27 protein-coding genes and 1 rRNA gene are annotated in these 26,670 nt (G+C 35.4%); 23 read left to right on the forward strand and 5 right to left on the reverse strand.

Annotated features, from left to right (window positions below; translation table 11 throughout):
* Positions 1 to 88: 88 nt before the first annotated feature.
* The 4 genes from rrf (at position 89) to yidC (ending at position 1,976) form a co-directional block, all read left to right on the forward strand.
* A 5S ribosomal RNA gene (gene rrf, locus SH601_RS15955) occupies positions 89 to 205 on the forward strand.
* Positions 206 to 293: 88 nt separating this feature from the next.
* Positions 294 to 758, forward strand: coding sequence for an ASCH domain-containing protein (locus SH601_RS15960; protein WP_319959331.1), 465 nt, complete (start codon positions 294 to 296; stop codon positions 756 to 758).
* 100 nt (positions 759 to 858) lie between these two features.
* A complete protein-coding gene (locus SH601_RS15965; protein WP_319959332.1) occupies positions 859 to 1,236 on the forward strand; it encodes a hypothetical protein in 378 nt (125 codons plus the stop codon).
* Positions 1,179 to 1,976: a membrane protein insertase YidC gene (gene yidC, locus SH601_RS15970; RefSeq protein WP_319959333.1), complete on the forward strand. Its 798-nt coding sequence runs from the start codon at positions 1,179 to 1,181 to the stop codon at positions 1,974 to 1,976. Before SH601_RS15965 ends, yidC begins: the two co-directional genes overlap by 58 nt.
* Before the next feature lie 55 nt (positions 1,977 to 2,031).
* Here yidC and SH601_RS15975 read toward each other — a convergent pair whose 3' ends face one another.
* Positions 2,032 to 3,288 (reverse strand): BaiN/RdsA family NAD(P)/FAD-dependent oxidoreductase, encoded by a 1,257-nt coding sequence (locus tag SH601_RS15975; RefSeq protein ID WP_319959334.1) that lies wholly within the window; start codon positions 3,286 to 3,288, stop codon positions 2,032 to 2,034.
* A 154-nt stretch (positions 3,289 to 3,442) separates the two neighbouring features.
* Here SH601_RS15975 and SH601_RS15980 point away from each other — a divergent pair, with 154 nt between their 5' ends.
* The gene (locus tag SH601_RS15980) at positions 3,443 to 5,068 is read left to right on the forward strand and encodes a putative polysaccharide biosynthesis protein (protein ID WP_319959335.1); all 1,626 of its coding nucleotides are present in this window, start codon (positions 3,443 to 3,445) and stop codon (positions 5,066 to 5,068) included.
* Between the two features lie 16 nt (positions 5,069 to 5,084).
* A complete protein-coding gene (locus SH601_RS15985; RefSeq protein WP_319959377.1) occupies positions 5,085 to 5,786 on the forward strand; it encodes a pseudouridine synthase in 702 nt (233 codons plus the stop codon).
* A 51-nt stretch (positions 5,787 to 5,837) separates the two neighbouring features.
* Here the strand turns inward: SH601_RS15985 and SH601_RS15990 are convergent, their stop codons facing one another.
* Positions 5,838 to 6,056: a helix-turn-helix domain-containing protein gene (locus tag SH601_RS15990; protein WP_319959336.1), complete on the reverse strand. Its 219-nt coding sequence runs from the start codon at positions 6,054 to 6,056 to the stop codon at positions 5,838 to 5,840.
* Between the two features lie 192 nt (positions 6,057 to 6,248).
* On the opposite strand from SH601_RS15990, the gene thpR reads away from it, so the two are divergent.
* From thpR to SH601_RS16005, 3 genes are all read left to right on the forward strand, one after another.
* Positions 6,249 to 6,800 (forward strand): RNA 2',3'-cyclic phosphodiesterase, encoded by a 552-nt coding sequence (thpR, locus tag SH601_RS15995; protein ID WP_319959337.1) that lies wholly within the window; start codon positions 6,249 to 6,251, stop codon positions 6,798 to 6,800.
* A 10-nt stretch (positions 6,801 to 6,810) separates the two neighbouring features.
* Complete coding sequence (locus SH601_RS16000; protein WP_319959338.1) at positions 6,811 to 7,746, forward strand: NERD domain-containing protein; 936 nt, start codon at positions 6,811 to 6,813, stop codon at positions 7,744 to 7,746.
* Between the two features lie 129 nt (positions 7,747 to 7,875).
* Positions 7,876 to 8,688, forward strand: coding sequence for a phosphotransferase family protein (locus tag SH601_RS16005; RefSeq protein WP_319959339.1), 813 nt, complete (start codon positions 7,876 to 7,878; stop codon positions 8,686 to 8,688).
* Here the strand turns inward: SH601_RS16005 and SH601_RS16010 are convergent.
* Complete coding sequence (locus SH601_RS16010; protein ID WP_319959340.1) at positions 8,669 to 8,953, reverse strand: YtzH-like family protein; 285 nt, start codon at positions 8,951 to 8,953, stop codon at positions 8,669 to 8,671. The genes SH601_RS16005 and SH601_RS16010 overlap by 20 nt on opposite strands.
* Before the next feature lie 167 nt (positions 8,954 to 9,120).
* Here SH601_RS16010 and trmB point away from each other — a divergent pair, with 167 nt between their 5' ends.
* Both trmB and tnpB read left to right on the forward strand, forming a co-directional pair.
* Complete coding sequence (trmB, locus tag SH601_RS16015; RefSeq protein ID WP_319959341.1) at positions 9,121 to 9,762, forward strand: tRNA (guanosine(46)-N7)-methyltransferase TrmB; 642 nt, start codon at positions 9,121 to 9,123, stop codon at positions 9,760 to 9,762.
* 373 nt (positions 9,763 to 10,135) lie between these two features.
* Positions 10,136 to 11,281, forward strand: a complete 1,146-nt coding sequence (gene tnpB, locus SH601_RS16020) for an IS200/IS605 family element RNA-guided endonuclease TnpB (protein ID WP_319959343.1) — start codon at positions 10,136 to 10,138, stop codon at positions 11,279 to 11,281.
* Positions 11,282 to 11,416: 135 nt separating this feature from the next.
* Here tnpB and SH601_RS16025 read toward each other — a convergent pair whose 3' ends face one another.
* On the reverse strand, positions 11,417 to 11,755 hold the full coding sequence (locus SH601_RS16025; protein WP_319959344.1) for a PepSY domain-containing protein: 339 nt from the start codon (positions 11,753 to 11,755) through the stop codon (positions 11,417 to 11,419).
* Positions 11,756 to 11,917: 162 nt separating this feature from the next.
* Between SH601_RS16025 and SH601_RS16030 the strand changes: the two genes are divergently transcribed.
* The 10 genes from SH601_RS16030 to SH601_RS16075 all read left to right on the forward strand — a co-directional run bounded on the left by SH601_RS16030 (position 11,918) and on the right by SH601_RS16075 (position 21,862).
* Positions 11,918 to 12,985: a M42 family metallopeptidase gene (locus SH601_RS16030; RefSeq protein WP_319959345.1), complete on the forward strand. Its 1,068-nt coding sequence runs from the start codon at positions 11,918 to 11,920 to the stop codon at positions 12,983 to 12,985.
* Between the two features lie 2 nt (positions 12,986 to 12,987).
* Positions 12,988 to 13,494: a DUF84 family protein gene (locus SH601_RS16035; RefSeq protein ID WP_319959346.1), complete on the forward strand. Its 507-nt coding sequence runs from the start codon at positions 12,988 to 12,990 to the stop codon at positions 13,492 to 13,494.
* A 190-nt stretch (positions 13,495 to 13,684) separates the two neighbouring features.
* Positions 13,685 to 14,218, forward strand: coding sequence for a hypothetical protein (locus SH601_RS16040; RefSeq protein ID WP_319959347.1), 534 nt, complete (start codon positions 13,685 to 13,687; stop codon positions 14,216 to 14,218).
* Between the two features lies 1 nt (position 14,219).
* Positions 14,220 to 14,534, forward strand: a complete 315-nt coding sequence (locus tag SH601_RS16045; protein ID WP_319959348.1) for a thioredoxin family protein — start codon at positions 14,220 to 14,222, stop codon at positions 14,532 to 14,534.
* 604 nt (positions 14,535 to 15,138) lie between these two features.
* Positions 15,139 to 15,942, forward strand: a complete 804-nt coding sequence (locus SH601_RS16050; RefSeq protein WP_319959349.1) for a DUF1444 domain-containing protein — start codon at positions 15,139 to 15,141, stop codon at positions 15,940 to 15,942.
* A gap of 17 nt (positions 15,943 to 15,959) precedes the next feature.
* The gene (ytpR, locus tag SH601_RS16055; protein WP_319959350.1) at positions 15,960 to 16,559 is read left to right on the forward strand and encodes a YtpR family tRNA-binding protein; all 600 of its coding nucleotides are present in this window, start codon (positions 15,960 to 15,962) and stop codon (positions 16,557 to 16,559) included.
* A gap of 317 nt (positions 16,560 to 16,876) precedes the next feature.
* Complete coding sequence (locus SH601_RS16060) at positions 16,877 to 19,024, forward strand: DNA translocase FtsK (RefSeq protein WP_319959351.1); 2,148 nt, start codon at positions 16,877 to 16,879, stop codon at positions 19,022 to 19,024.
* 342 nt (positions 19,025 to 19,366) lie between these two features.
* A complete protein-coding gene (gene murC / locus SH601_RS16065; protein ID WP_319959352.1) occupies positions 19,367 to 20,662 on the forward strand; it encodes a UDP-N-acetylmuramate--L-alanine ligase in 1,296 nt (431 codons plus the stop codon).
* A gap of 338 nt (positions 20,663 to 21,000) precedes the next feature.
* A complete protein-coding gene (locus tag SH601_RS16070; protein WP_319959353.1) occupies positions 21,001 to 21,408 on the forward strand; it encodes a DUF948 domain-containing protein in 408 nt (135 codons plus the stop codon).
* 25 nt (positions 21,409 to 21,433) lie between these two features.
* Positions 21,434 to 21,862, forward strand: a complete 429-nt coding sequence (locus SH601_RS16075; protein WP_319959354.1) for a YtxH domain-containing protein — start codon at positions 21,434 to 21,436, stop codon at positions 21,860 to 21,862.
* Positions 21,863 to 21,973: 111 nt separating this feature from the next.
* Here SH601_RS16075 and SH601_RS16080 read toward each other — a convergent pair whose 3' ends face one another.
* On the reverse strand, positions 21,974 to 24,106 hold the full coding sequence (locus SH601_RS16080; RefSeq protein WP_319959355.1) for a cell division protein FtsA: 2,133 nt from the start codon (positions 24,104 to 24,106) through the stop codon (positions 21,974 to 21,976).
* A 157-nt stretch (positions 24,107 to 24,263) separates the two neighbouring features.
* Between SH601_RS16080 and SH601_RS16085 the strand changes: the two genes are divergently transcribed.
* Complete coding sequence (locus tag SH601_RS16085) at positions 24,264 to 25,328, forward strand: bifunctional 3-deoxy-7-phosphoheptulonate synthase/chorismate mutase (protein WP_319959356.1); 1,065 nt, start codon at positions 24,264 to 24,266, stop codon at positions 25,326 to 25,328.
* A 279-nt stretch (positions 25,329 to 25,607) separates the two neighbouring features.
* Positions 25,608 to 26,603 (forward strand): catabolite control protein A, encoded by a 996-nt coding sequence (gene ccpA, locus SH601_RS16090; protein ID WP_319959357.1) that lies wholly within the window; start codon positions 25,608 to 25,610, stop codon positions 26,601 to 26,603.
* Positions 26,604 to 26,670: the final 67 nt, after the last annotated feature.

The following is a 26,670-nucleotide window of genomic DNA, read 5'->3' on the forward strand; positions in this document are numbered from 1 at the left end:
CGATCGAGGACTTAACTATATCTTTACGTTTGAACTTGTTGATACATTCTTATCTAGTTTTTAGGGTATATTCCTAACATTTATATAGTCTGGTGGCGATAGCGGAGAGGTCACACCTGTTCCCATGCCGAACACAGTAGTTAAGCTCTCCAGCGCCCATGGTAGTTGGGGCTTACGCCCCTGCGAGAGTAGGACGTTGCCAGGCAACCAAAGCTTCTCAGTCTTTTGACTAGGAAGCTTTTTCTATATAAATATACAAATGAACAAATTGAAAATGTTTGGAGGCGGGGAACATGAATTTGAATAAAATAGAAAAATATTGGAATAACTTCAAACAATTACATACTACGACTTCTGATACGTATGAAGCATGGCCCTTTGGTGATAACCCAGAACTAGCAACAGAGTTAGCCCAACTTGTGTTAGAAGGAAAAAAGACGGCTACAGCTTCTGCTTATGCTATGTATCAAGCAGAAAACGATCAGCTTCCTGAGGTGGGGCAATATAATATCATCCTAGACGGTCAAGATGAACCTGTCGCTATTGTACAAACTACAGTAGTAGATGTGATACCTTTTGATCAAATCTCATCAGAGCATGCGTATTTAGAAGGAGAAGGAGATCGTAGTTTACAATATTGGAAAGATGTACATGAAGCGTTCTTTGCAAGGGAGTTACTGACAATCAACCAATCATTCAGTGAACAAATGTTAGTAGTTTGTGAGCGCTTTAAATTGCTCTACCCATTCAATAAATAGTAATCAATTACGTATTTTACATCATCCTTTGACTTTTGCAAGTAAATGTATCATTATAGTGAGAGACTAATAATTTTTAATGAAATGGAGGTGAATACAGATGCTATTAGAAATGATTGGGGAATTGAATTATAGTTTGCACCCACTCTATATTTACCTAACGTTTTGCCTTTTATTGATTTGTTCTTACGGCTTGTTCCATATGAACCAATATCAGTTAGCAGCCAATGAAAAAATCATTAACTATCATGATTATTCCTTTTATCAACACTTGAAGCAGAAAGTGGTGATAGTTTGGCAGTGGATAAGTATCCAAAGTTGGCTCACGAACAAAATGAAAAGCAAAGATAGTCCAGATGATGAAGACAATCAATCCTTCTCGTTCAATCAATCAATTGTATTTAAACGAGGAGGAGAAACATGCAATCTGTATTCACTTTCATTAAAAAATATCGTTATATTGGACTTGGTATTTTAGCTATTTTTCTTTTATCTGGTTGTCAAGCAGCTTCGGGTGAACCAATTGATCCCGAAACGGCAGGATTTTTTGATAAATACTTTGTTTTAACATTTTCTCATATCATTAAAGTGGTTGCTTCTGTACTAGGTGACAACTATGGTCTATCTATTGTGGTAGTGACCTTAATTGTTCGATTAGCTTTAATGCCATTAATGCTTAAGCAAATGAAGAGAAGCTTTGAAACAAGAGATAAAATGAAGGTTATAAAACCGGAAATGGAAGCTATTCAAGCGAAATATAAAGATAAAAAAGATGCAGAGTCACAAAGAAAAATGCAACAAGAAACGCTTGAATTATATCAAAAGCATCATTTTAATCCAATTGCATCTATGGGATGTCTGCCGATGATTATCCAATTTCCAATTCTAATCGGTTTTTATTATGCAATCAGATCTACCCCAGAAATTGCTCAGCATAACTTTCTTTGGTTTAATCTTGGTCAGAGTGATATGATTATGCCGTTTATCGCAGCTTTGATTTATTATGTTCAGTTTCGTGTATCACAAATTGGAATGGAGCCAAGTCAACAAAAACAAATGGCTATTTTTGGATTAATCTCACCAGTAATGATTGGTGTTGTTTCTTTCGCTGCACCAGCAGCCTTACCTCTATATTGGGCAGTAGGGGGGCTATTTTTAATTGCCCAACAGTTACTATCGAAAAAATTATATCAATCTAAGTTAAAAGAAAATATGTAATAAAGGACCCCCATTTGATTATGCAAATCAAATGGGGGTTATGTGTATATATCAATTAACTTTGACTTTCCCAAGCTGCATGCATACCAGATACTCTTCCGGTAACTAGTGCAGAGGTAATATTATATCCGCCTGTATATCCATGAATATCTAGCACTTCTCCACAAAAATAAAGACCATGCATTAATTTTGATTGCATTGTATTTGGCACTACTTCTTTAATTGACACACCTCCGCCTGTTACAAAAGCTTTCTTCAATGGAAGACTTTCGTGTACATGGAAAGAAAAACCTTTTAGATCTTTGATAAAACTTTCTAGCTTTTCCCGGGAAATATTTGCACATTTGAGTGTTTGGCTAATGTCATTTCGGTCTAATAAAAAGTCTAAATATCTTTCAGGTACAATGCCTTTCGCAACATTTTTAAAGGACTTTTTCGGGTTTTCCTCGATTAGTCTTGCGACATTTGTAAAAAGCTGATCAAATGATTCGTTTGGATGTGTATCAATTTGTAATTCTACTTGTTCTTGTCCTTGCATGAACAATTTAACGATAAATTGTGAGCATCTTAAAACAGCCGGACCAGATACACCAAAATGAGTAAAAAGCATATCCATTTGATGGGTAATGATTTTTTTCCCTTTATTATCATATACGGATAAAGCAATATCACGTAATGCCGTTCCCTGTAATGTTTTTTGACGAATAAACGCTTCATTTGAAATGATCGGTACTTCAGTTGGATATAATTCTGTTATTGTGTGTCCAGCTTTCTTTGCCCACGGAAAAGCGTCACCAGTAGAACCTGTATGTGGAACTGCTTTCCCTCCAGCAGCAATAATAATTGTCTTTGTTGCAATGTTTGGTTCACCCTCGAGGATAACTTGGTGTGAATCTTCTCTATAGTCAATTGCTTGGACTACTGTATTCTTTTTAACTATAACTTGTAGCTCGTCTAATCTGTTTAATAATGCATTGACAACGTCACTTGCTTTATCACTGACAGGAAACATTCTTCCATGATCTTCTTCTTTTAGTGGCACACCAAGACCTTCAAAAAAGTCGATAATATCATAATTATCAAAAATGGAAAACGCGCTATAAAGAAAGCGGCCATTTCCTGGTATATGTTTAATTACTTCATCTGCAGGTAATCGGTTCGTTACATTACAGCGACCACCGCCGGAAATAGCTAGTTTTTTTCCAAGTTTATTTCCTTTATCAATCAGCATTGTTTTTGCTCCTTGTTCTGCTGCAGCAATTGCCGCCATTAGACCAGCCGGTCCTCCACCTATAATAGTTACATCGATCATCTTTAACATTCTTCCTTCCGCACTAATTTCTTTGTAGTCAAATTTTATCCTAGTTTGCTCAAATTCACAAATTATCTGTCGAAATGCATAACATTCTGCAAAGTGCTGTGGTAAAATAATAACGTTATATATTTTAAAGAATAAAGGTGAAAGCATGTCAAGTTCAAACAACTTTTTACGAGGAACCCTTCTACTTACAGGAGCTAGTTTTTTATCAAAATTCTTAGGAATGATTTATGTTATTCCTTTTACGAACATGGTAGGCGCAACTGGAATGTCGCTGTATCAGATGGCTTATACGCCATATACAATATTACTAAGTCTATCTACCGTAGGAATACCACTTGCCGTATCAAAATTTGTTTCTAAATATAATTTGTTAGGTGATTATTACACGAGTAGAAGAATATTAAAGATCGGCTCGATAATAATGTTGATTATGGGTGTTATTGCTTTTCTCGTTATGTACTTTGGAGCGGATTTTATTGCAGCTAGGTCTTGGGATGAAAATGCGAAAGGTATTTCAATTGAAGAAGTGAAATATGTTATTCAAATACTTAGTTTTGCTTTACTTATCATTCCGAGTATGGCTATAATGCGAGGCTTTTTCCAAGGAAACAAATCTATGGGGCCTACAGCCGTTTCTCAAGTTATTGAGCAGGTTGTTAGGATTGTCGCTTTACTCTTAGGTGTTTTTATCATTTTATATGTGATGAAAGGTGATAGAACATCAGCTATTGGATTTGCAACGTTTGCTGCTGTTATAGGTGGGATTGCGTCTTGGATCGTTCTTGGCTTCTATTGGAAAAAAAGAAAAAGCCATCTAGATGAAAATATCGAAAAACAGACAAATAAGGTGAACATACCAATTTCTATTCTATTAAAAGAATTGTTCCGATATTCCGGTCCGTTTGTTTTAGTAGGGATTGCAATTCCTTTATATCAATTGATTGATCAATTTACGTTTAGTCACGCAATGGCTAAAATAGGATTAAATGATATATCTGCCATTACTTACTCAGCTTTTACTGCACAAGGGCATAAATTAATCATTATTCCTGTTACTATCGCGACGGGGATGTCACTTGCCCTCATTCCTGAGATTACTAATGCTTTTAATGATAATAAAATGGAGAAAGTAAAAGCGCAAATCAACCAATCGTTACAAATTATTATGTTTTTTGTTTTACCAGCTGTATTCGGATTACTTCTCCTCGGGGATTCTATCTATGGTAGTTTGTTTGGGATACAAGATCTCCATATAACTGCTGAAGTCTTTACTTGGTATGCACCAGCTGCATTGACATTTGCTTTCTTTACAGTAACTTCATCTATTTTACAAGGGATAGAGAAACAAAAATTTACTTTAATAAGTTTATCGGTAGGAATACTTATTAAAGTATTGTTCAATTCATTGTTTATTCAACTGTTTGAGGCAAAAGGTGCGGTCATTGTGACATTTATAGCAAGTGGTATCGCAGTACTACTTAACCTTTGGCAAATTAAAAGAACGATTAACTTTAGCTTCCGGAAGTTTTATAAGTTATCATTGTTAATGTTGATATTTACTATAGCAATGTCTATTGTTTTGCTACTTGTTAAATATGTCTTAGGTTTATTCTTGGATGTTCATACAAGTAGAACAGATGCTATTCTTATGATGATAATCGGAGTTGTTTTAGGTGGCGGTGTCTATCTATACCTTGGGTACGCCTCTACGTTATTTGAAAAGATTACAGGGCGTCGAATCGCTATATTAGATCGAATCATACGAAGATAGAAGGGAGATGTCTCTGATTCGTTTAGATAAATTTTTGGTTAATATGGGTCATGGCAGTAGGAAAGAAGTGAAAGAGTTAATTAAAAAGAAGCGTGTTACGGTAAATGATCAAATAGCAGTAAAACGTGAAATGCACATTGACCCAAATGTAGACCAAGTAAAATTAGATGATACAGTTATATCTTATCAAGAATTTATATACATTATGTTGCATAAACCAGCCGGTTATCTTTCTGCTACAGAAGATGATAAACAGAAGACTGTTTTGGATCTGATCAAACAACAGGATAAGGTGTTAGAACCTTTTCCTGTTGGACGATTGGATAAGGATACAGAAGGGTTACTATTATTAACAAACGATGGTCAATTAGCCCATGAGCTTTTATCACCTAAAAAACATGTTGATAAAAGATATTTAGCGGAGGTGGAAAAGCATGTTTCCGAAAGTGATGTGGAGCGATTTAAAGAAGGAGTAACATTGGATGATGGTTATGTAACAAAGCCAGCTAAGTTAAAGATTATAGATGATAAGATAGTGGAAATAACGATAACAGAAGGTAAGTTTCACCAAATAAAAAGAATGTTTGAAGCAGTAAATAATAAAGTTACATACTTAAAGCGTTTGTCAATGGGAACTTTATTATTAGATGAACAGTTGAAACTTGGTGATTATCGTGAATTAACAGAGCAAGAATGGAAGTCATTGCAAGACAAATAAAATGCCAGTATTGCTATAATACTGGCTAAAGATGTATTTTCGTGCTTTATATTATGAAATCTTTACTTTTCTCTTTGTGATTTTCCAACGTCCCCGATTTGGACTGTTAACAAGTCCATTGTATGCTAGCAAATGTAAATCTCGTTGTACTGTGCGATCCGTAATGCCAAACTCTTCTGCTATTTGACTCGTCGTTACTGGTCCATTCTCTTTAATAAACAGGTAGACATCCTTAACACGAGTTAGCATGCGGGTGGTTGATTGACTCAAAAAATCACTCCTTCAAAGTTTTCAGTTAAACCTTGGTAAAGTATATTCATGATGTACTTATATTTTACACTTAATTTTAGATATTTTCTACAAATTGCTCTGAATTTACAAATTATTTAAACTTCTTTTAACGTTAACGATTTCATCGTAATGAAATTGTTACATTTGCAAGATGGAAGAAAGGATAATGAAATGAATCAAAAACAAAAACATTATTTTATAGCGATTGAATTAGATGCGAAAACAAAAAAATGGTTATATGATAATCAACAAGCAATAAAACATCATTTTCATTTTAAAAATTGGGTAGAGGAAGAGGACTTTCATATTACCTTGCATTTTTTTGGAGCGGTAGAATCTTCTCTTTTACATACAATTGGAGAAGAATTAAAACAGTTAACTAACCAATCATTTCCACTAAAACTAGTTGGATTATCAACATTTGGGTTAGCAAACAAACCACGTGTATTATGGGTTGGTGTGGAGAAGACACCTTTGTTAATACAATTGCATGCTGATATTATTCAAATAGTTGAAAGGTATGTACCGATTGATAAGCGCCCATTTAGGCCACATATTACATTGGGCAAAAAGTGGTCTAGTGATCACCCCCTAACGGACCTAGATATCCTTCATTATCCGACAGGTGAACACCTTACAAACGTAAATAGTATCGTGATTTATGAAATCCATCCGGATAAACAGCAAAAGTACCAAGTATGGCGACATTATCAATTAAAGTGAGGTGACAGCTATGGCTCAATTAATTAAGTTAGATAACTATATATCACGCTACCAACGTGATACTTTTCATTATCCAAGTCAATATTCACGGTTAAAAAAAGAAAATTGGGATCGTTTAAAGATCCTCTGGGAAGAACAGCTAGAGTTAAAACTCACAATGGAAAATGAAGAGGAGCTAAAGCAAACTAATTTTTCGAAATGGCGTTCTTTATTTAAAAAACGTACAGGTGTAGAGTCAGTTAATATAAATGAAGAAGAAGCGGATAAAGTAAATGTAGATATTTTACCGAGTTCAGAAGAGGAATTAAAACATTATTTTTTAGATACACTATTTCCTTTCCAATTAAAATGGGCATCTACTACTATTAACGAAATGTCTTTTATTGATAGGAGATATGAGCGAGATTTCTTGCTTAAGTATTTCCTTCAACGAATACCAGACACACATTTACTTATGTATCGCCCTGTTTTTCAATTAAAGAATGGGCCGTTAGAAGGGGATATTATTTTAATTAGTCCATTAGGAATTGAAATTATTACACTTATAGAAAAGCCGAGTAACCAAGTGATTATTCCGAATGATTCAAGACTTTGGTATGTAGAAGATAATCAAATTCAATCGAAAATACTAAACCCGTTAATTAGTGTGAAACGTACAGAAAAGGTAATTCAAAGTGTATTAAAAAAATATCAATTAGAATTTCCGATTAACAAGGTTATTTTATCACGTACGAATGTGATTGATTATCAATCAGAGCCGTATCATACAAAGTATATAGGTAGTAATAAGCATGAAGAATGGTTAAAAGAAAAACAACAGCTCTTTACTCCACTTAAACATTTGCAATTAAAAGTTGCAGAAGCATTACTAAAACATAGTGAATCGATTGCTGTTAAAAGGCCAGAATGGAAACAAGCTGATTCGGGAGATTCTTTCTCGTTTTAACAAAAAACAATATTTTTTTGTCGGAATTTAAATTTTTACTTGAAATTACCCCATATTTTGCGTTAATCTATTATTACTATTCCCTTTTTAAAGATAAAGAGGTTAAGAGATTTTCAGGAGGAATTGAGGGTGACAGCTGTGAAAAACATTCTAGGTGAAGATTGGACGATTATACCTGCTGGTGGATCAACTGGTGCGGCTTATGTTGCCCAATCTGAACAGAAAAAATTATTTTTAAAACGAAATTCGTCTCCATTTTTGGCTGTTTTATCTGCGCAAGGAATTGTGCCTAAATTAGTATGGACAAAACGCCTTGAGAACGGTGATGTAGTAACAGCACAGCAATGGTTAGATGGAAAAGCCTTAAATGTCGAAGAAATGCAGCACCCTAAAGTAGCACGATTACTAAGTAAAATACACCATTCCTCTGAACTATTAGATATGTTATTACGAATCGAGAGAACGACGATTACACCGGATCAAATGTTAGTAAGAGCGAAGAAAGTTGTACTAGGAAGTAAAGAAGCACGAGAATCGCTGACGATTTTTAAGGCAATTAAATTTCTTGAGAAACGTTTATTAGATGTATATTACGATCAACAGGTAGTGTGTCATTGTGATTTAAACCATCACAATTGGATGCTATCTGATAATGGTGAGTTATATTTAATCGATTGGGATAATGCTCGTGTAGGTGACCCAGCTATGGATATTGGTAGGATCCTCCAATCTTATATACCAAAGCATGAATGGGATCAATGGCTTGAAAAATATGGAATGGAAAACAGTAAATATTTCATGCAAAGAATGCATTGGTATTTAATTATTGATGAAATCATTTCTTATGTGGTTGCGGAGAAGCAAACGAAAAGAAAAGAAGCCGACACTCATTTAATGGAGTTAAATCAGCTTCTTCATCAGGTTAACGATTGGAGTCTTTAATAACTTGTAACCATTGCTGTATATCTGATTGATGCATTTGTATATGGTTATCAATATTAGTTGAAGTAGCTCCAGCTATTCCGTATTGATCAATAGCATCAGTTAGTTGAGCTAGATCAGTATGTTGAAATTGTGGTTGATTGCCCAGCACTTTTATTAGTCTGGATATTTGTTCACACTCTGAAGCACTACCACATTGCTCTTCAGCATGTAAACTTAAAAGATCATGAAGTAGCTCTAACTGGTTATTAATAGTTAATGCCATAAGTTATCTCCCACCTTTACTATTAGCATGTTCTAAAATAGACAATACTATACAGAATAAATATAGATGGCTTTTGCTGATAATTAGCAAAAGCCAATTTCATGTATGACGATGAAGAATATGGAAAAACGAATGAATATAAAAACTCTTTCAAAGGAGCAAAACAGATGAGAGCACGACATAAACCTTGGGCAGAAGATTATTTGAAGGAAAATGATGATGTTGTTAAATTAGGTGCTGCTGAATACAAAGGAAAATGGCAAGAAGAAATTACAGATGAAAAACCTTTACACGTTGAAATAGGAACGGGAAAGGGGCAGTTTATTAGAGGGATGGCTGCGCAGTATCCTGAAGTACATTTTGTAGGGATAGAAGTGGTGAAAAGCATTATTGTGTCTGCGGTAGAGAAAGTAAAAGAAGCGGGCTCACCTAATGTGACATTGATCAATGAAAATGCAGAAGACCTTTTGGACATATTTGAAGAGAATGAAGTAGACCAAATTTATTTGAATTTCTCTGATCCATGGCCAAAGAATAGACATGAAAAAAGAAGATTGACTTACGAAGCCTTTTTGGCACGATACAAACATATACTAAAACCTGATGGGGAATTAGTATTGAAAACAGATAATCGAGGATTATTTGAATATTCAGTAGTTAGTTTTTCACAATTTGGCTGTACAGTGGAAGAGATTAATGTCGACTTACATGCGGCAGAAGATCCTACTAATGTTATGACGGAATATGAGGAAAAATTCTCCGCAAAAGGTCAACCAATTTACCGATGCCGAGTTACATTCCCACAATAATTTATAGAACGTTATGTTATAAAGAATCAATAAACCCGAACCTGTTTCATCGTTAACAGAGTTCGGGTTTTGTTTATTTATCACGGGTACATGAGTCCGTAGAATTCCCACTTCAAGGTTCGAGTAAAAACGAGGAAGCGAAGACGGGGGATAAACGGACGTTAACGCTCTGATAAGTCTTGCTTTATCATCACTAGGCGAGAAGACTCCCGCCTCAAGGAATGAGAAATGAGTAGGTGGGAGATGAATCGCCACCTCGATTGTACGGCTATTCAAGTGCCTATACTCTTTCTTTTCCCCCTCTAAAATGCTCTATCCTCCATGCAAAATATGGTATAATAGATGCATCGTGATACAGAAAGAGGTGAAAGCAATGCTCGTTAAAAAAGCCCACAAATTCCGTATCTATCCAACGAAAGAACAGAAAAGACAGCTTGCGAAAACCATCGGCTGTTCTCGTTTTGTCTTCAACTATTTTTTAGCAAAATGGAACGATACGTACAAAGAAACAGGAAAAGGACTGACGTATAACGCTTGTTCTGCTCAATTACCTCCGTTGAAAAAACAATTAAGCTGGTTAAAAGAAGTAGACAGCATTGCCCTTCAAACCTCTTTGAAAAACCTCTCAGATGCCTTTTCTAGATTCTTTAAAAAGCAAAATAAAGCGCCACGATTCAAGTCGAAAAAACATCCTGTTCAATCCTACACAACCAAGCAGACAAACGGAAATATCTCCATTGAAGAGAACAAAATCAAACTACCTAAGTTGGGGTTCGTTCGCTTTGCCAAAAGTCGAGAAGTCGAAGGGCAGATACTAAGTGCCACGATTAGATGTAATCCAAGCGGAAACTATTTCATCTCTATCCTTGCAGAAACTGACGTACAACCATTAGAAAAAACAGCATCAGCAATCGGAATTGACTTAGGTATCACAGACTTTGCGATTTTTTCTGATGGTCAAAAAGAGGATAATCATCGCTTCACCGCTAAAATGGAAAAGAAATTAAAACGAGAACAACGCAAACTATCCAGACGTGCTCTCCATGCGAAAAATAACGGAGTCAACCTACTTGATGCCAAAAACTATCAGAAACAAAAACGTAAAGTAGCAAGATTGTATGAAAAAGTAACGAATCAACGTAATGACTTCTTGGACAAGTTAAGTACAGACATCACCCAAAACCACGATGTGATCTGTATCGAAGACTTGCACACAGAAGGAATGTTGCACAATCATAAACTAGCGAAGTCCATTTCAGACGTATCATGGTCAAGCTTCGTATCCAAACTAACATACAAAGCTGCTTGGTATGGCAAAGCGATCGTGAAAATAAGTAGATGGTTTCCGTCCAGTCAACTATGTTCTACTTGTGGACACCACGATGGTAAGAAGTCGCTAGATATAAGGGAATGGACTTGTCCAGCTTGTCATACGCATCATGATCGAGATGTCAATGCGAGTAAAAATATTCTAGCCGAAGGATTACGAGTCATTACTTCTGGTTTAAACAATCAATAAAACCGTAGGACCTACGGGGATAGCTTGGTAAAAAAGAGAAATCGCTGTTAGGGAAGAAATACACTAACAAGTACGCTCTGTTCCCAAGAATCCCCCACTTCAAACATTCTGAAAGGAGGTTAAGTGGGGGTAGTTTCAAAGAGCTGTATTCATTTGTTCTTTATGTTGTGGAAACATATCAATTACTGTCCCGCTGTATGCGTCAATGTAAAATTCGTACGGAATATATTTTCCATCGGTATGTTTGGTTATGCCACCATGATATGCTTCATATTCAAAACCATTTTTTCTAAATGGTTCAGCCTTCATATAAATCCAGGATCCGCTAACATTAAACTGCTTTTCTAAACGATCTTTCACTGATTTCAAGGCCTTTTCAGGTTTGATTCGTTGCTTTTCATTTTGTGTTTGTTTTAATAAATACCCTAGGGCAAACGCAATACCTGCAATTATGAATACATTTTTCTTTTTCATCATTTCACTCCATCCATTGATAAGTTAAAGAAAAATTTACTACTTCCATCTTAAGGATAATATTAGAAAAAAAGCAAGTGAAAAGCTAAGATGCTTTTGATGAATAGGTAAAAATGATATAGTGAAAAGGTGGAATAGGTATTCAAGAAAGGATGAAAATAAATGAAACAGGAAACGTTAGATCTTTTCCGTACACTAACAGAATTACCTGGTGCACCAGGTAATGAACATGCAGTAAGAAATTTTATGAAACAAGAATTAAACAAATATGCTGATGAAATTGTACAAGATCGACTTGGTGGTGTTTTCGGTGTGAAAAAAGGCCAAGGACCTCGTGTGCTTGTAGCAGGTCATATGGATGAAGTGGCGTTTATGGTAACACAAATTACGGATAACGGCATGATTCGTTTTCAACCATTAGGTGGCTGGTGGTCACAAGTATTATTATCTCAGCGAGTAGAAATACATACAGATGAAAGAAAAATTATAGGTGTTGTTGGGTCCATACCTCCACATAACTTAACACCAGCAGAACGTGCGAAACCAATGGAACAGAAGAATATGTTAATTGATGTTGGCGCAGATGATCGTGAAGATGCATTAAGTATGGGAATTAAGCCGGGTCAATCCATTATTCCTGTCTCAGAATTTACACCAATGGCAAATGAAAAGAAAATTTTGGCGAAATCATGGGATAATCGTTATGGCTGTGGTTTATCCATTGAGTTATTAAAAGAACTACAAGGGGAGACACTTCCTAATGAGCTTTATTCAGGTGCAACCGTTCAAGAAGAAGTAGGTCTTCGTGGAGCAAAAGTGGCAGCAAATATGATTAATCCAGATATCTTCTATGCATTAGATGCTTCACCAGCCAATGATATGTCTGGAAATAATCAAGAATTTGGTCAGCTTGGTAAAGGAGCGTTACTTAGAATCTTCGACCGCTCAATGATTACACACCACGGAATTAGAGACTTCGTATTGGATACGGCAGAAGGTAATAATATTCCGTATCAATACTTTATTTCTCAAGGTGGTACAGATGCAGGAAGTGTCCATCTTTCTAATCACGGTGTACCTTCTGCGGTTGTTGGTATTTGTTCACGTTATATCCATACACATGCATCGATTATTCATGTCGATGATTATCAAGCAGCAAAAGAATTGTTAGTGAAGCTTGTGAAGAGCACAGACCAAAATACGGTTGACAAGATTCGCCAAAACGGGTAAAAATGAAGATAATCGTTGGTTCTCATAATCAAGCAAAACTACATGCCGTACAGCAAACTTTTACGGATGCGATTGTATTGGCGAGAGACGTCGAGTCAGAAGTAGCTGCTCAACCAAAGTCAGATGATGAAACGATGCATGGCGCAATTAACAGAGCAAGATCGTCTAGGAACTTAGAAAATAACAGCTATGGGATTGGCCTTGAAGGTGGAGTGATGCAATTAGGTGAGCAAGTATATTTGTGTAACTGGGGTGCGCTTGTCACACCAGAAGAGCAATTGTTTGTTGCTAGTGGTGCTAGAATTCCTTTACCAGATGAAGTAGCGCAACAATTAGCCAAACGTGAACTCGGTGACGTAATGCGTGAATGGACCCAAATTAACGATATCCGTCATCATCAAGGAGCTATTGGAATTTTTACTGATACGTACATTTCACGACAAACAATGTTTGCACATGTTGTAGAACTATTAGCAGGCCAATTAAGTTATTTTAGAAAACATTCTTAATAAAAAACTTGGCATTCTTTTGTGAACGCCAAGTTTTTTATCTATTCGTAATCTTATCTGGGTTCACTTTTTGAATGATTCCATCTATTCTACAAAAATCGTTACATTCCGAGCGAAATACATGCATTCTTCCTAAAGGAGTATTATACTAATAAAGGATAATTAGCACTATGTTATCAGGAGGATCGATATGAAAATGGAGAAAAGCGGTTGGGTTGTTATAAGCTTATTAGCTATTTTTGTTATAGTAATAAGTATTTATACAAAAAAGCCACCGATCGAAGAAGTCCTGTCAGGAGCAATAGAAGAGGCTGAACAGCAATTTCAGCAGAATGCAAAACAACCAAATGAGAAACTAGATAGTTTATCCTTGTATATACCGGAAGGATTTGAGATAGACGATCAGTCCAACAGTAATATATTGTTGACAAAAGCAGATAAAGTGTATATTGTATTTTACAATTCACTTGAATCAGCAAAAAGCAAAGTGAACTATGAGATAGCTAGAGAAGCGAATGATGACGAATGGTTAACATCATTTGAAAATCAAGACCGATTCGGGTATATATATATTGTCGAGCAAGCTGATCAGTTTGAGATCCAAATTGGTGTAGGTGGTGTGAAGGTTACGACCTTAAGTAATAGAGATGAATTGACTGAAAACATACAAGATATGATGGATATAGCTATCTCCTTAGAATATGAAGAAAGTGGAGGAATATAAGATGAAAACATTACAATCAGAACAAGAATTTGAGCAGTTGAAAAATGAAGAAAAAGTGATCTTTCTTTTCTCAGCAGATTGGTGTCCAGATTGCCGTGTGATTGAACCGGTATTACCTGAAATTGAAAATAAATATAGTGAGTATCAATTTGTTTATGTTGATAGAGATGAATTTATCGATATTTGTATTAACAATGACATTTTCGGTATTCCAAGCTTTTTAGCTTATGAAAATGGAAATGAACTTGGCCGCTTCGTAAGTAAAGATAGAAAAACACAAGAAGAAATTGAAAACTTTATTGAAGGCTTAGCGTAAGCTGGCGAGCGTAAATAAAAAAGCAAATAACATAAGTATCCGAACTTTTGAGTGAACATTATGCGATAGTACTAATGAAACTCCAGGAGTTCGGATTTTAATTGGCTACAAGGAAGCATGAACCTGTCACACAAGTATCCCCCTATTATTACACTTTCACCTATACTGTCCAAAAGCGATAGTCCGTACTGATACATGTTAGCTACTTCATGAAATGCGCTCACCTCTATTACTTCTAGTGAGTGGTAGGCAATCGCTACGTCAGAATACTCCGCTTTCACCCTCGGGGCACAAGTTCAACATCTATTCAAGCACAGACCGCTTTCATAGTGTTTTCTATGCACGGGCTTGTCTTCAACTAACTTTTCAACAAGAGCGGTTGAAAAGTTAGCTGAAGCAGTACCCTAGGAACGCGTAGTGTTTTGCTGGAGTGGTCTGTTACTGCTCATCATCAACAGAACGGAAGAAAGCCTAACTCCGCGTGAAGCTCTCGCTTTTAGACAGTGTTAAATATGTTGTCGTAAGTGTTGCTTATTGTCCAATTGATAGAAAAAATGTTACAATACGAATTAGCGTTTTCTTCCGCAAGAGGAGGATGGATATAATGAAAATGACTTCCATAAAAATGAAAAGAAAACTAGATGAATTATTTACAAATGAAGAGTGGCGCGTTTCTTTTAATAGGGATGAAGATACGTATCGTATTGAATGGAAAGATACGAAACAGGGTGTCACGATAAATATCCCCAATGTTATTGCTAAACATGAAAGAAGAGGCGATATTGCATTAGAAGAGCTACAGTTTCATATAAGTGAATCTTTAAATATGATGCGTGAAGAACATCAATTAGAAGGACAAGAGAAAAGTATTTTTCCTGTGATACGTGCAACCTCGTTTCCTAAGAAAACTAAAGCAGGTACACGCTTAGTTTATACGAAGCATACTGCAGAAACGAATGTTTACTATGCACTCGATTTAGGTACAACCTATCAGCTAATTGACGAAAAAATGCTAGAAGAACAAGGTTGGTCCATAGATCGTTTGAAGGAAATTTCATTATTTAATATTCGATCTTTACCTGTTTCCCCTCGTAAAGATACGGTAGCCGGTAATGATTTTTATTTTATAGCTCCTCAAGATGGCTATGATGCAAGTCGAATATTAAATGAAGCATTTCTAGAAGAAATGAAGGCAAATGCCGTTGGTGAGGTTGTCGTTGCGGTGCCGCACCAAGACGTATTAATTGTGGCAGATATGAAAAATGAAACTGGTTATGATATTATGGCACAGATGACGATGAAGTTTTTTGCTGAAGGTCGTGTACCAATCACATCATTACCATTCATATATGAAGATAAGCATTTAGAGCCTATCTTTATTTTAGCAAAAAATAAACCAAAAGAATAAGAGAGGAAAAAGAAAAGATGTTTGTATACTACAACGAAAAAGGTATTGGCGATGTTTTATTATTCCCGATCAAAAATAGTGAAAAAGTGAAGCATGAATCATATGGAGATGTTGTGAAAATATTGGACGAAGCGTCTAATGAACTTGTAGGCTATAATATTTTCCATGCATCTAACTACTTTTCTGAATTGCCAACAGGTAAGATTAAATTAACAGAGCAAATGTTAGATACCATGAAATCAGTATTTGCGCAAAACCAATTAACTGATTCTTTAGATCTAGATTTAACACCAAAATTTGTTGTAGGTTATGTAAGTGATATTCAGCCACACGAGAATGCTGACAAATTACGTGTTTGTCAAGTAGATGTTGGTGATGAACAATTACAAATTGTTTGTGGTGCACCAAATGTGGACAAGGACCAAAAGGTTGTCGTTGCAAAAGTTGGAGCGGTTATGCCAAGTGGTATGGAAATCAAACCAACAAAATTAAGAGGTGTAGCTTCACACGGGATGATTTGTTCACAAAAGGAACTAGGTTTACCAAACGCCCCAAAAGAAAAAGGAATTTATGTATTACCTGCTGAGACTGCAGTAGGTACTGAGTTCCAATTCTAGAACCTTTGTCTTCGGACAGAGGTTTTTTCTTGCCTTTGATTTATTCTAAAATAGGACTTTTGAATGGCGTGAAATTTGTATCTATTACATAATGCTTTTTCATGATAGAATAAGGAATGGAAAGCTGATGAAATAATCGTACATAACAATGAGATGGATCCGAACGTTCCGCCTGCTATTGGATTGTTTTAAATAGGTGGTTTGTGTCGTGACAAACATATCAAGGTGTTAGCGTCTGAACAAGCCTTTAGAATACAGCACCTTTGAAATCGGACGATTAGCAACGTGATAAATGAGGAAGTGAGTGTGAACGTACGATGTGGAAAAATATTAAAAAGAAATGGGAACATCTATTTGATGAGGAAAGTGAATCAAAAGAAACCATTAAACCGCCAAATAGATCTCAGCATAAATCATTAGAAACGAAAATCGCATATCAATATCCGAAAACAAACAAGGTTGATACAATTATAAAAAGAAAACCAGTCTACCAAGAAGAACAAGTGAATGAGCCTGAAGAACCGGTGGAGAAGCAAACCATTGAAACGAATCGGGAGCCATTTAAAGCAAGAGATATACCATCGCCAGTACATGGATTCCGTAAACGATCAATTCCTAAAGTAGAAGAAAAGAGTAATAGGGTAGAAGATCGTGACAAACATGTTTCGTTAGACAATGTAACCGTGAAACGTAAACCTAAACAAAAACAAGAGCAACTACCAACAACTACTCCTCAAGTGAAAGAGGAGGAACCTAAACAGGAAGAAGATATTATGACAGGCCAGCTTCCGCCAGATATGGATGAAAAATCACCTTCTAGCACGAAAGTAGAAGTATCAAAAGTTGTTTCAGAGAGAAAACAAGTGAAACAAGAGCGTACAGGAAAAACAAAACCGTTGAATGTAATGATGACACCACGTGATAAATGGAAACAATTTAAGAAGCAATCAGCTCAGGTGGAGAAAGGACAACATGTAGTTAATGAGAAACGCAACTATGTTGAAAATGAAAAAGATGAACCAAAAACACTAAATAAAGTGGAACAACCTAAACAGCCTCAGCGATCTGTTCCAATCCATTTACTTAATGATGTTGTACAAACGGAGCATAATCATGAAGATTGGATAAATGAACAAGCGGAAAAATTACAAACAACTTTACGTTATTTTAATATAAAAGCAAAAGTAGTAGACAAAACGCAAGGACCTTCAGTTACAAGATTTGAGATTCAACCAGAGCCAGGTGTGAAGGTTAGTAAAATAAAAAATTTAAGTGATGATATAAAGTTGAATTTAGCTGCTAAAGATGTTCGAATCGAAGCACCAATACCTGGAAAAAACACGATTGGTATTGAAGTTCCTAATCTAGATTCTGAACCAGTCTTTTTACAACAGACGCTTGAGAGTAGTAGCTTTCAGGATAATGAATCACCACTTAGTGTTGCGCTAGGATCAGATATAGAAGGTGAGTCTGTTGTGACAGATTTGAAGAAGATGCCGCATGGACTAATTGCTGGGGCAACAGGATCTGGGAAAAGTGTTTGTATTAATACGATCTTAATTAGTCTATTGTATAAAGCTAATTATGATGAAGTGAAATTTCTGTTAATTGACCCGAAAATGGTTGAATTAACCCCTTATAATGATATTCCACACTTAGTATCACCAGTTATTACTGATGTGAAAGCAGCCACTGCGGCATTAAAATGGGCTGTGCAAGAAATGGAAGATAGGTATGCTAAGTTTGTAAAAGAAGGCGCACGTGACATTAACCGCTATAATGAAAAAATGAACAAGCAAAATCGTCAGGATGATCATATGCCTTACATTGTCATTGTAATTGATGAGTTGGCCGACTTGATGATGACATCGCCACAAGATGTAGAGGATGCTATTTGTAGAATTGCCCAAAAAGCAAGGGCATGTGGCATACACTTGCTTATAGCTACTCAAAGACCGTCTGTTGATGTTATTACAGGTTTAATTAAAGCAAACATCCCAACTAGAATTGCTTTTAGTGTATCATCACAAGTTGACTCAAGAACGATTTTAGATACGAATGGTGCAGAGAAATTATTAGGTAAAGGTGATATGCTATTTGTGGAAAATGGTTCTGGTGAAACGAAACGTATTCAAGGTGCTTTCGTTTCAGATGATGAAATAGAGCGCATTACTAATTATGTGAAGCAAACTGCTAGTCCTAATTATTTGTTTGAGCAGGAGCAATTAATTCAGCAAGTGACATCGAGTGAAGAAGCAGATGAATTATATCAAGAAGCGGTTGATTTTGTGTTTGATTATAACGGAGCAAGTGCTTCATTATTACAGCGTCGATTCAAGATTGGTTACAATCGTGCAGCGAGATTAATTGATATGATGGAGGATAATGGTATTATTTCTGGACAAAATGGAAGTAAACAGAGAGAAGTGCTTGCAAGTAAGCAAGATATCATATCAAAAGGTTAGTGTTTATCAACATGTATTAAGGATTTTTTAATACTAGAGAATAACATTTCGTGATGTTTGTGTATATAATGGCATAAATAATGTGCTTTTTACCTAAAAGTAATAAAGGGGTTGACACATCCTTTATTTTGTTAGAACATTATTATTTGTGTTATAAAATTATTCATGCATAGAAAAAATGCCTATTAGTAAAAACAAAAGACCACCTATATTTGGGTGTTTAAATTAGTATACTTGATTAACTAGTCGATTGCTCCTTCTCTTATGACAAGAGTTTGGGAGATATTATGGGCGATAAATACCGTAATACATTTTTATCATTGATTTTGGAGGTTCTTTTTTATGGAAATTTACCATTTTATTGGTATTAAAGGAACAGGAATGAGTGCTTTGGCACAGATACTTGCAGACTCTGGTAAACAAGTACAGGGTTCTGATATTGAGAAACATATATTTACACAAGATGCGCTAGAAAATAAGAATATCCCGGTTTTACCGTTTTCTGCGGATAATATTAAAGAAGGTTTAACGATTATTGCAGGTAATGCCTTTAAGGATGACCATGAAGAAATCAAAAAAGCGAAAGAGTTAGGTTTACCTTTCTATCGTTATCATGATTTCTTAGGAAAATGGCTTAACCAATATACAAGTATTGCCGTAACCGGTGCACATGGTAAGACATCAACGACAGGATTATTGGCACACGTACTTGATCATGCATCCCCGATTTCTTATTTAATTGGTGATGGAACTGGTAAGGGAGCAGAAGAAAGCAAATATTTTGCTTTTGAAGCTTGTGAATATCGACGTCACTTTTTAGCGTATCAGCCTGATTATGCCATTATGACTAACATTGACTTTGATCACCCTGATTATTTTAAAGATGTTGAAGATGTCTTTTCATCATTTCAGGAAATGGCGGACAATGTGAAAAAAGGTATTGTAGCTTGTGGTGATGATGAGTATTTACAATCCATTCAAGCAAAAGTCCCAGTACTTTATTATGGACTAAATGAGAGTAATGATTTTTGTGCAAAAAATATTTATGAAGATGAAAATGGTACAACATTTGATGTGTTTGTTCGTAATAATTTTTACGATACATTTCAAATTACATCATATGGTACTCATAATATCTTAAATGCACTTGCTGTTATTACGATTTGTCATTATGAAGATTTTACAGCAGACCAAATTAAAGAAATTGTATCTTTTAAAGGGGTTAAAAGAAGATTTTCGGAGAAGACAATCGGTAAACAAGTGTTAATTGATGATTATGCGCACCATCCAAAAGAGGTCGCTGCAACGATTGAAGCAGCTCGTAAGAAATATACAAACAAAGAGGTTGTTGCAATTTTTCAACCACATACGTATTCCAGAACAAGCACATTCATGAATGAGTTTAGTGAAGCATTGTCAGAAGCTGATTCTGTCTATTTATGTGATATTTTTGGTTCTGCAAGGGAGTCACAAGCGAATTTATCGATTGATGACTTGAAACAACTTATTGATAATAGCCAGCTACTAACGCTTGAAAACATTCAAGTATTAGAGAATCACCCAGAAAGTGTGTTAGTATTTATGGGTGCTGGAGATATTCAAAAATACCAAGAAGCATACGAAATAATTATGCAATAAGTATGACCACCTTCATTAGGTCATATGAAAGGCTATATAACTAAATAATTAGTATAGCGTGTCCGAACAATCTGGCTTAGCGTAGGCAAAACACATAGATTTCTATTGCACTAAGAAAAAGTGTTTTGCCGAAGCGATAAGTCTACAGATAATGATGTTCGGATTTGTGTTTGGGCTCATTAGTTTAATGAAGAATAAAGTGATAGCTACTACTTTTCTGAAAATTCTTCTCTTTTCACGTGCATTTTGTCAATATCTTGTTTAGAATATGGAGTATAGGGTATACCATAATTATCAGATAAATTTTTGTAGTACATAATAAAGGAGTGTCGACTCGAATGGAAATTCTTTTATACCTTGCAGCAATCATTGCAGCAGTTGCCTTTGCTGTATTAGTTTTCTTTTTAGTAAAAGTTCTAGTGGAAACAAGGCGTACCATGTCACATGTCGCAGATACTCTAGAAGGATTAGAAAAACAGATGGAAGGTATTACAGTAGAAACGACTGCATTACTTAATAAAACCAATAAGCTTGCAGAAGATATTAATGAAAAGACAACAAAACTAAATACTGTAGTAGACGGTGTGAAAAATATTGGTGATAGTGTCAAAACCTTTAGTAACTCTATCCGTACTGTCTCACAATCAGTTAATAAGATTGCAGATGAAAACAAAGAAACAACTGCTGAGGCGATTAAGTGGACAACGGTAGTATTGGAAATGTTTAAAAGAAATAAAAATAAATAAGAAAATTTACTAGGAGGACTGAGAAATGACATACGAAAATCAAAATGATAACGGGCAAAATATTAATAGTAAAGACTTTTTAATCGGCTCATTAATTGGGGGAATTGTAGGTGCGTCTTTAGCATTAATTTTTGCTCCTAAGTCAGGTAAAGAACTAAGAAGTGATTTGAATCAAGGTGCACACTATGTAAAAGACCGTGCAAATGAATGGAAAGATGTTGCATACGAAAAAGGTAACGAATGGACAAAATATGCGAAAGAACAATCTCAACAATTAGGTCAAGTGGTAACAGAAAAATCCTATGATTTAACGAATAAATTAAAAGAAACAAGTGCTACAATTCAAGATAAAATTAATAAAGATATCGACCCTGAAAAGGCTGCAGAAGAAGTTGCCCAAGCAATTGAAGAAGCAGCGAAGGCAGTCGAGGAAGAAGACAGCACAAACGCTTAAAACTTCACAAAAACCCGTTTCTGATGATAAAAGAAACGGGTTTTTTTATAAGTGGAGAATGAATAAGGCTAGCTCTAATTGTCCGAGAACTTAGAGCGGAACTTTTTCATACTAGTTATGCTCTAAATGGATTTCAATATGGTCATTTGGTTGTAATTCTTCAAAGAATGTTGCAGGATGATCATTTCTAGTCAGCTCCACTTTTCCATTAGCTTGCGAGAGATCTAGTGAGATAAAGCGAAAGATGTCTTGGAAAATAAAAGGTTCTTCTTTTTGTTTTATCATTTGAAGTTTATCCTGATCATTAATTGAATCGGTTAAGGAAACTAACTCACCATTACGGTATAGCTTGATCAATTCTTTTGATAATGTTAACGGCTTTTGATTATACAGGATAGTAAGTCGTTTTTCATAATGTAATGCTAATTTCTCTAATAAATGTTGTGCTGTTGGCTTGTCCTGTTGTTGATATTCCAATTTATCACCGTTTTTAAGCTCACCATCTAATGAAGCTTTATTACCGTTATGAAGTAATATTTTACTATACTCATCCAGGATCGTTTTATTATCATCTAACCAGATAGTGAAGGGTACGTATACTTGCTCAGATATTTTCTGTTCCTGTAAGAAATCTTCTAATGTCACTTTTCCGGTGTATGTAATGATGTCCCCATCTTGTAGTTGGTAAGTAGCTAACACTGTCTTATTATTTACTAGTACCTTAGGTTTTGTTTGATAAGGTTGTTGGTTATAATAAACAGTTATTAAACTCGTGTCACCAATAAACTCTTCTAAACTAATTTGTGCATCCTCACCGTTTGTTCCTTGCTCGATGATAAGGACGTCCCCATCTTGTATAACGTCATCAATAGTAGAGACCTCACCATTTAAAACAATTTTAGGTGCTGTACCAAATCCGCCTGGTAAAGTTATTTGTTTCCCATTATATTCAACGATAGCTGCCATGCCTGGTTTACCGTATAGTTTCTTAATATTCATGCCTGCTGCAAGTAGACAGTCTGCAACGGTTAAAGCTTTCATTTCAAATAAACGAATAACCTGTCCGTTAACAGTCACGCTAATATAGTGAACAGGATTTTGTTTCGCTGCGATTGCAATGCCGATAGGTGTAATAAATTCAGGTCCGATCGGTAGATTATCATCTTTTGATAATAGCTGAATTGCATCGACACCTCTAATAGCAACCCTGTTTGTTGGAAGTTGGAGCTTCAATGCAAGTTTTTCAGAGAGTTCGGGCGTTTGACTGCCGCCACCAACTAACATCACTGCCTTAGGGGCTGTTCCATTTAATGTAATAATTTCTTCTGAAATTGAATTAGCCAATTGATCGACTGCTGGTGAAATGTGTTCGACCAGTTCTTCATAACTTATTTGCTGTTCAAATCCAAGAATATCAGATACGGTAGCCTGTTTATGTAAAGTAATTTCCTTTTTGAAATCTTCTGCTTCATTAAAATCTAATAAGTATTGGTCACTAATGGCCTCCGTAATTTCATCACCTGCTCTGGGTACCATTCCATACGCTGTGACGGTTCCTTCTGATGTTAAGGCAATATCACTAGTACCTGCGCCAATGTCTACTAATGCCACATTTAAGCGTCTCATTGATGGTGGAATTAATACATGAATAGCTGCAATTGGTTCCAGTGTTAATGCTTCTAATTGTAAATCAGATCGGTTAAGTGCAGAGAGTAATGATTCAACAACTACTTTTGGTAAAAAAGTAGCAATTATCTCTACTTCAGCCATATCGCCTTGCTGATCAATTAATGAACCTATTTCTTCCCCATCTAATGAGTAATGAATAACAGAATATCCGACACAATAATAGTGATAGTTTGCCTCTTCATTGCCTGAGGCTAATTGATATTGTGCTTTTTGCACAGCTTCTAATTCTAAGAAAAGGACATCTTCGTCATTCATTAATGGTTGTTTCATAATCTCTTTATGCACGGTAACTCGTTTCGTTTTTAAGGCTCGCCCAGCAGCTGCAACACAAACCTTATCTAGCTGTACATCATGCTTCTTTTCTAAATGATGTTTAACTTGTTCTATAACTTTCGCTACAGAGACGACATCATGTATTTGGCCATCTAGCATGGAACGTTCACCATGCTCTATCACATGGTAATCGATTAGTTGATATTGCTCATTTGTTTTTTCCATTAATAGACCTACTACAGATCTCGTTCCAATATCTAATGCGAACATTTGCTCATTCATTATGTTTTTTTCCTTTCTGCACTAAAAAATAATAAATAATCAATAAATATCTTTTTTAAGGGTGACAAGTTGCTTTTTTTTAGCTATAATTATCGATAATTCTATAAGAAAGTATAACATTTTTCTAGAATTTAAAATAGGATTAGGGGGATTTATAATGAGCAATGAGCAATTGGATCAGCTTCGTGAAAAGCTTGACCAGGTTAATCTAGAGATACTAGAATTAATCAACAAACGTGCTGAACTAGTTCAAGAGACTGGTCAGGTAAAAGAGAAACAAGGTGCTAATCGTAGTTATGATCCAGTTCGTGAGCGTGACATGCTAAACTTAATTACGAAGCATAATAATGGCCCATTTGAAAATTCAACAATTGTACATTTGTTCAAAGAAATTTTTAAAGCAGGTTTAGAATTACAAGAGGATGATCATAGTAAAGCGTTACTAGTATCCCGAAAGAAAAAACCTGAAGATACAGTAATTGAGATAAATGGTGAGAAATTTGGTGATGGTAACCAACACTTTATTTTTGGCCCATGTGCAGTTGAAAGTTATGAGCAAGTAGCGGAAGTAGCATCAGCTATTAAATCTCAAGGCTTGAATTTAATTCGTGGTGGAGCATTTAAACCAAGAACATCTCCATATGACTTCCAAGGTTTAGGTTTTGAAGGTTTGGAAATCTTGAAGAAAGTTTCGGAAGAGTATGGTTTAGCAGTCGTTAGTGAAATTGTAAATCCTGCACATATTGAAGAAGCAGTTAACTATATCGATGTTATTCAAATTGGTGCACGTAACATGCAAAACTTTGAATTATTAAAAGCTGCTGGTGAAACGAATAAACCAGTATTATTAAAACGTGGTATGTCTGCTACTGTTTCTGATTTTATTAACGCAGCTGAATATATTAATTCTAAAGGTAATGGACAAATCATTTTATGTGAACGTGGTATTAGAACATATGAAACAGCAACACGTAATACATTAGATATTACGGCCGTACCAATCTTGAAACAGGAAACACACTTACCTGTAATGGTAGATGTTACCCACTCAACTGGTAGAAGAGATTTATTATTACCTGCAGCGAAAGCGGCCCTAGCAATTGGTGCGGATGGTGTTATGGCAGAGGTGCACCCAGATCCTGCCGTAGCATTATCAGATGCAGCACAGCAAATGGATATTCCAACATTTAATAACTTTATGAAAGAATTATTAAACAAATAATTCATGATGGGAAGCGACACTTCATTCATTTCGATGGAGTGTTGTTTTCTTTTTTTTCGAAAGGATAAAATATAAGTATATTTCTAGCTCTGAGCGCTTTTCTTAAACAAAATGAAAATTTTCATAAAATAGAAGTTTTTTCGTTAATTTTTCCGCGAAATTTGTTATAATATCAATGATATACATAAATAATGTAGATATCGGTTAATTTTTGCGAAACGATGCTTTGTAGCGTATGATAAGGGAAATATACCGTGAAAAATAATGGAGGTTATTAGAATGAACGTAACAATTTATGACGTAGCTCGTGAAGCAAACGTCTCTATGGCAACAGTATCAAGGGTAGTAAATGGTAACCCTAACGTGAAGCCAGCAACTAGAAAGAAAGTATTGAATACAATTGAAAGACTAGGTTATCGTCCAAATGCGGTTGCACGTGGACTTGCGAGTAAGAAAACAACTACTGTCGGGGTTATTATTCCAGATATTTCCAATATTTTCTTCTCTGAGTTAGCAAGAGGTATCGACGATATTGCCACTATGTATAAATATAATATTATTTTAAGCAACTCTGATCAAAATAAAGAAAAAGAGTTACGCTTAATTAATACAATGTATGAAAAGCAAGTGGATGGATTAATTTATATGGGAGCAGAAATAAGTGAAGAACACGTTCAACAATTGAAAACTTCACCAGTACCAGTAGCTTTAGCAGCAACAATTGATTCAAGTGAAACAATCCCATCAGTAAATATTGATTATGAACAAGCAGCGTATGAGGCAACTAGTATCCTAATCGAAAATGGTACAAAACACCCTGTTTTCGTTACGGAAGAAACAAATTCTGCTGTTAATGAAAGAAAATATGCGGGATACGCTAAAGCGCTTAAAGAAGCAAACCAAGAAATTAACGAAGACTTTGTAATTAAAGCAGGTTTATCCTATGAGTCAGGTGTGGAAGCTGCAAAACAAGTAATGGAATTAAAAGATTTCCCTAAAGCTATTTTCTCTGCTTCAGATGAATTAGCACTTGGTGTAATTCATGGGCTACAAGATAATGGACTTCGTGTACCAGAAGATGTAGAGGTTATTGGGTTTGATAATACAAAACTATCAACAATGGTACGACCAACTTTATCAACAGTTGTCCAACCTATGTATGATATCGGTGCGGTAGCAATGCGTTTATTAACGAAATTTATGAATAAAGAAACAGTTGAAGAACAAAATGTTATTTTACCTCATCAAATTATGAAAAGAAACTCAACAAAATAATATAACTGACGATAATAAAACTAGGGTGTGTGATCGCATCCTAGTTTTATTAATTATTTGAGTTTTT

Source organism: Gracilibacillus pellucidus, assembly GCF_033949965.1.
Classification (GTDB): Bacteria; Bacillota; Bacilli; order Bacillales; family Amphibacillaceae; genus Gracilibacillus; species Gracilibacillus pellucidus.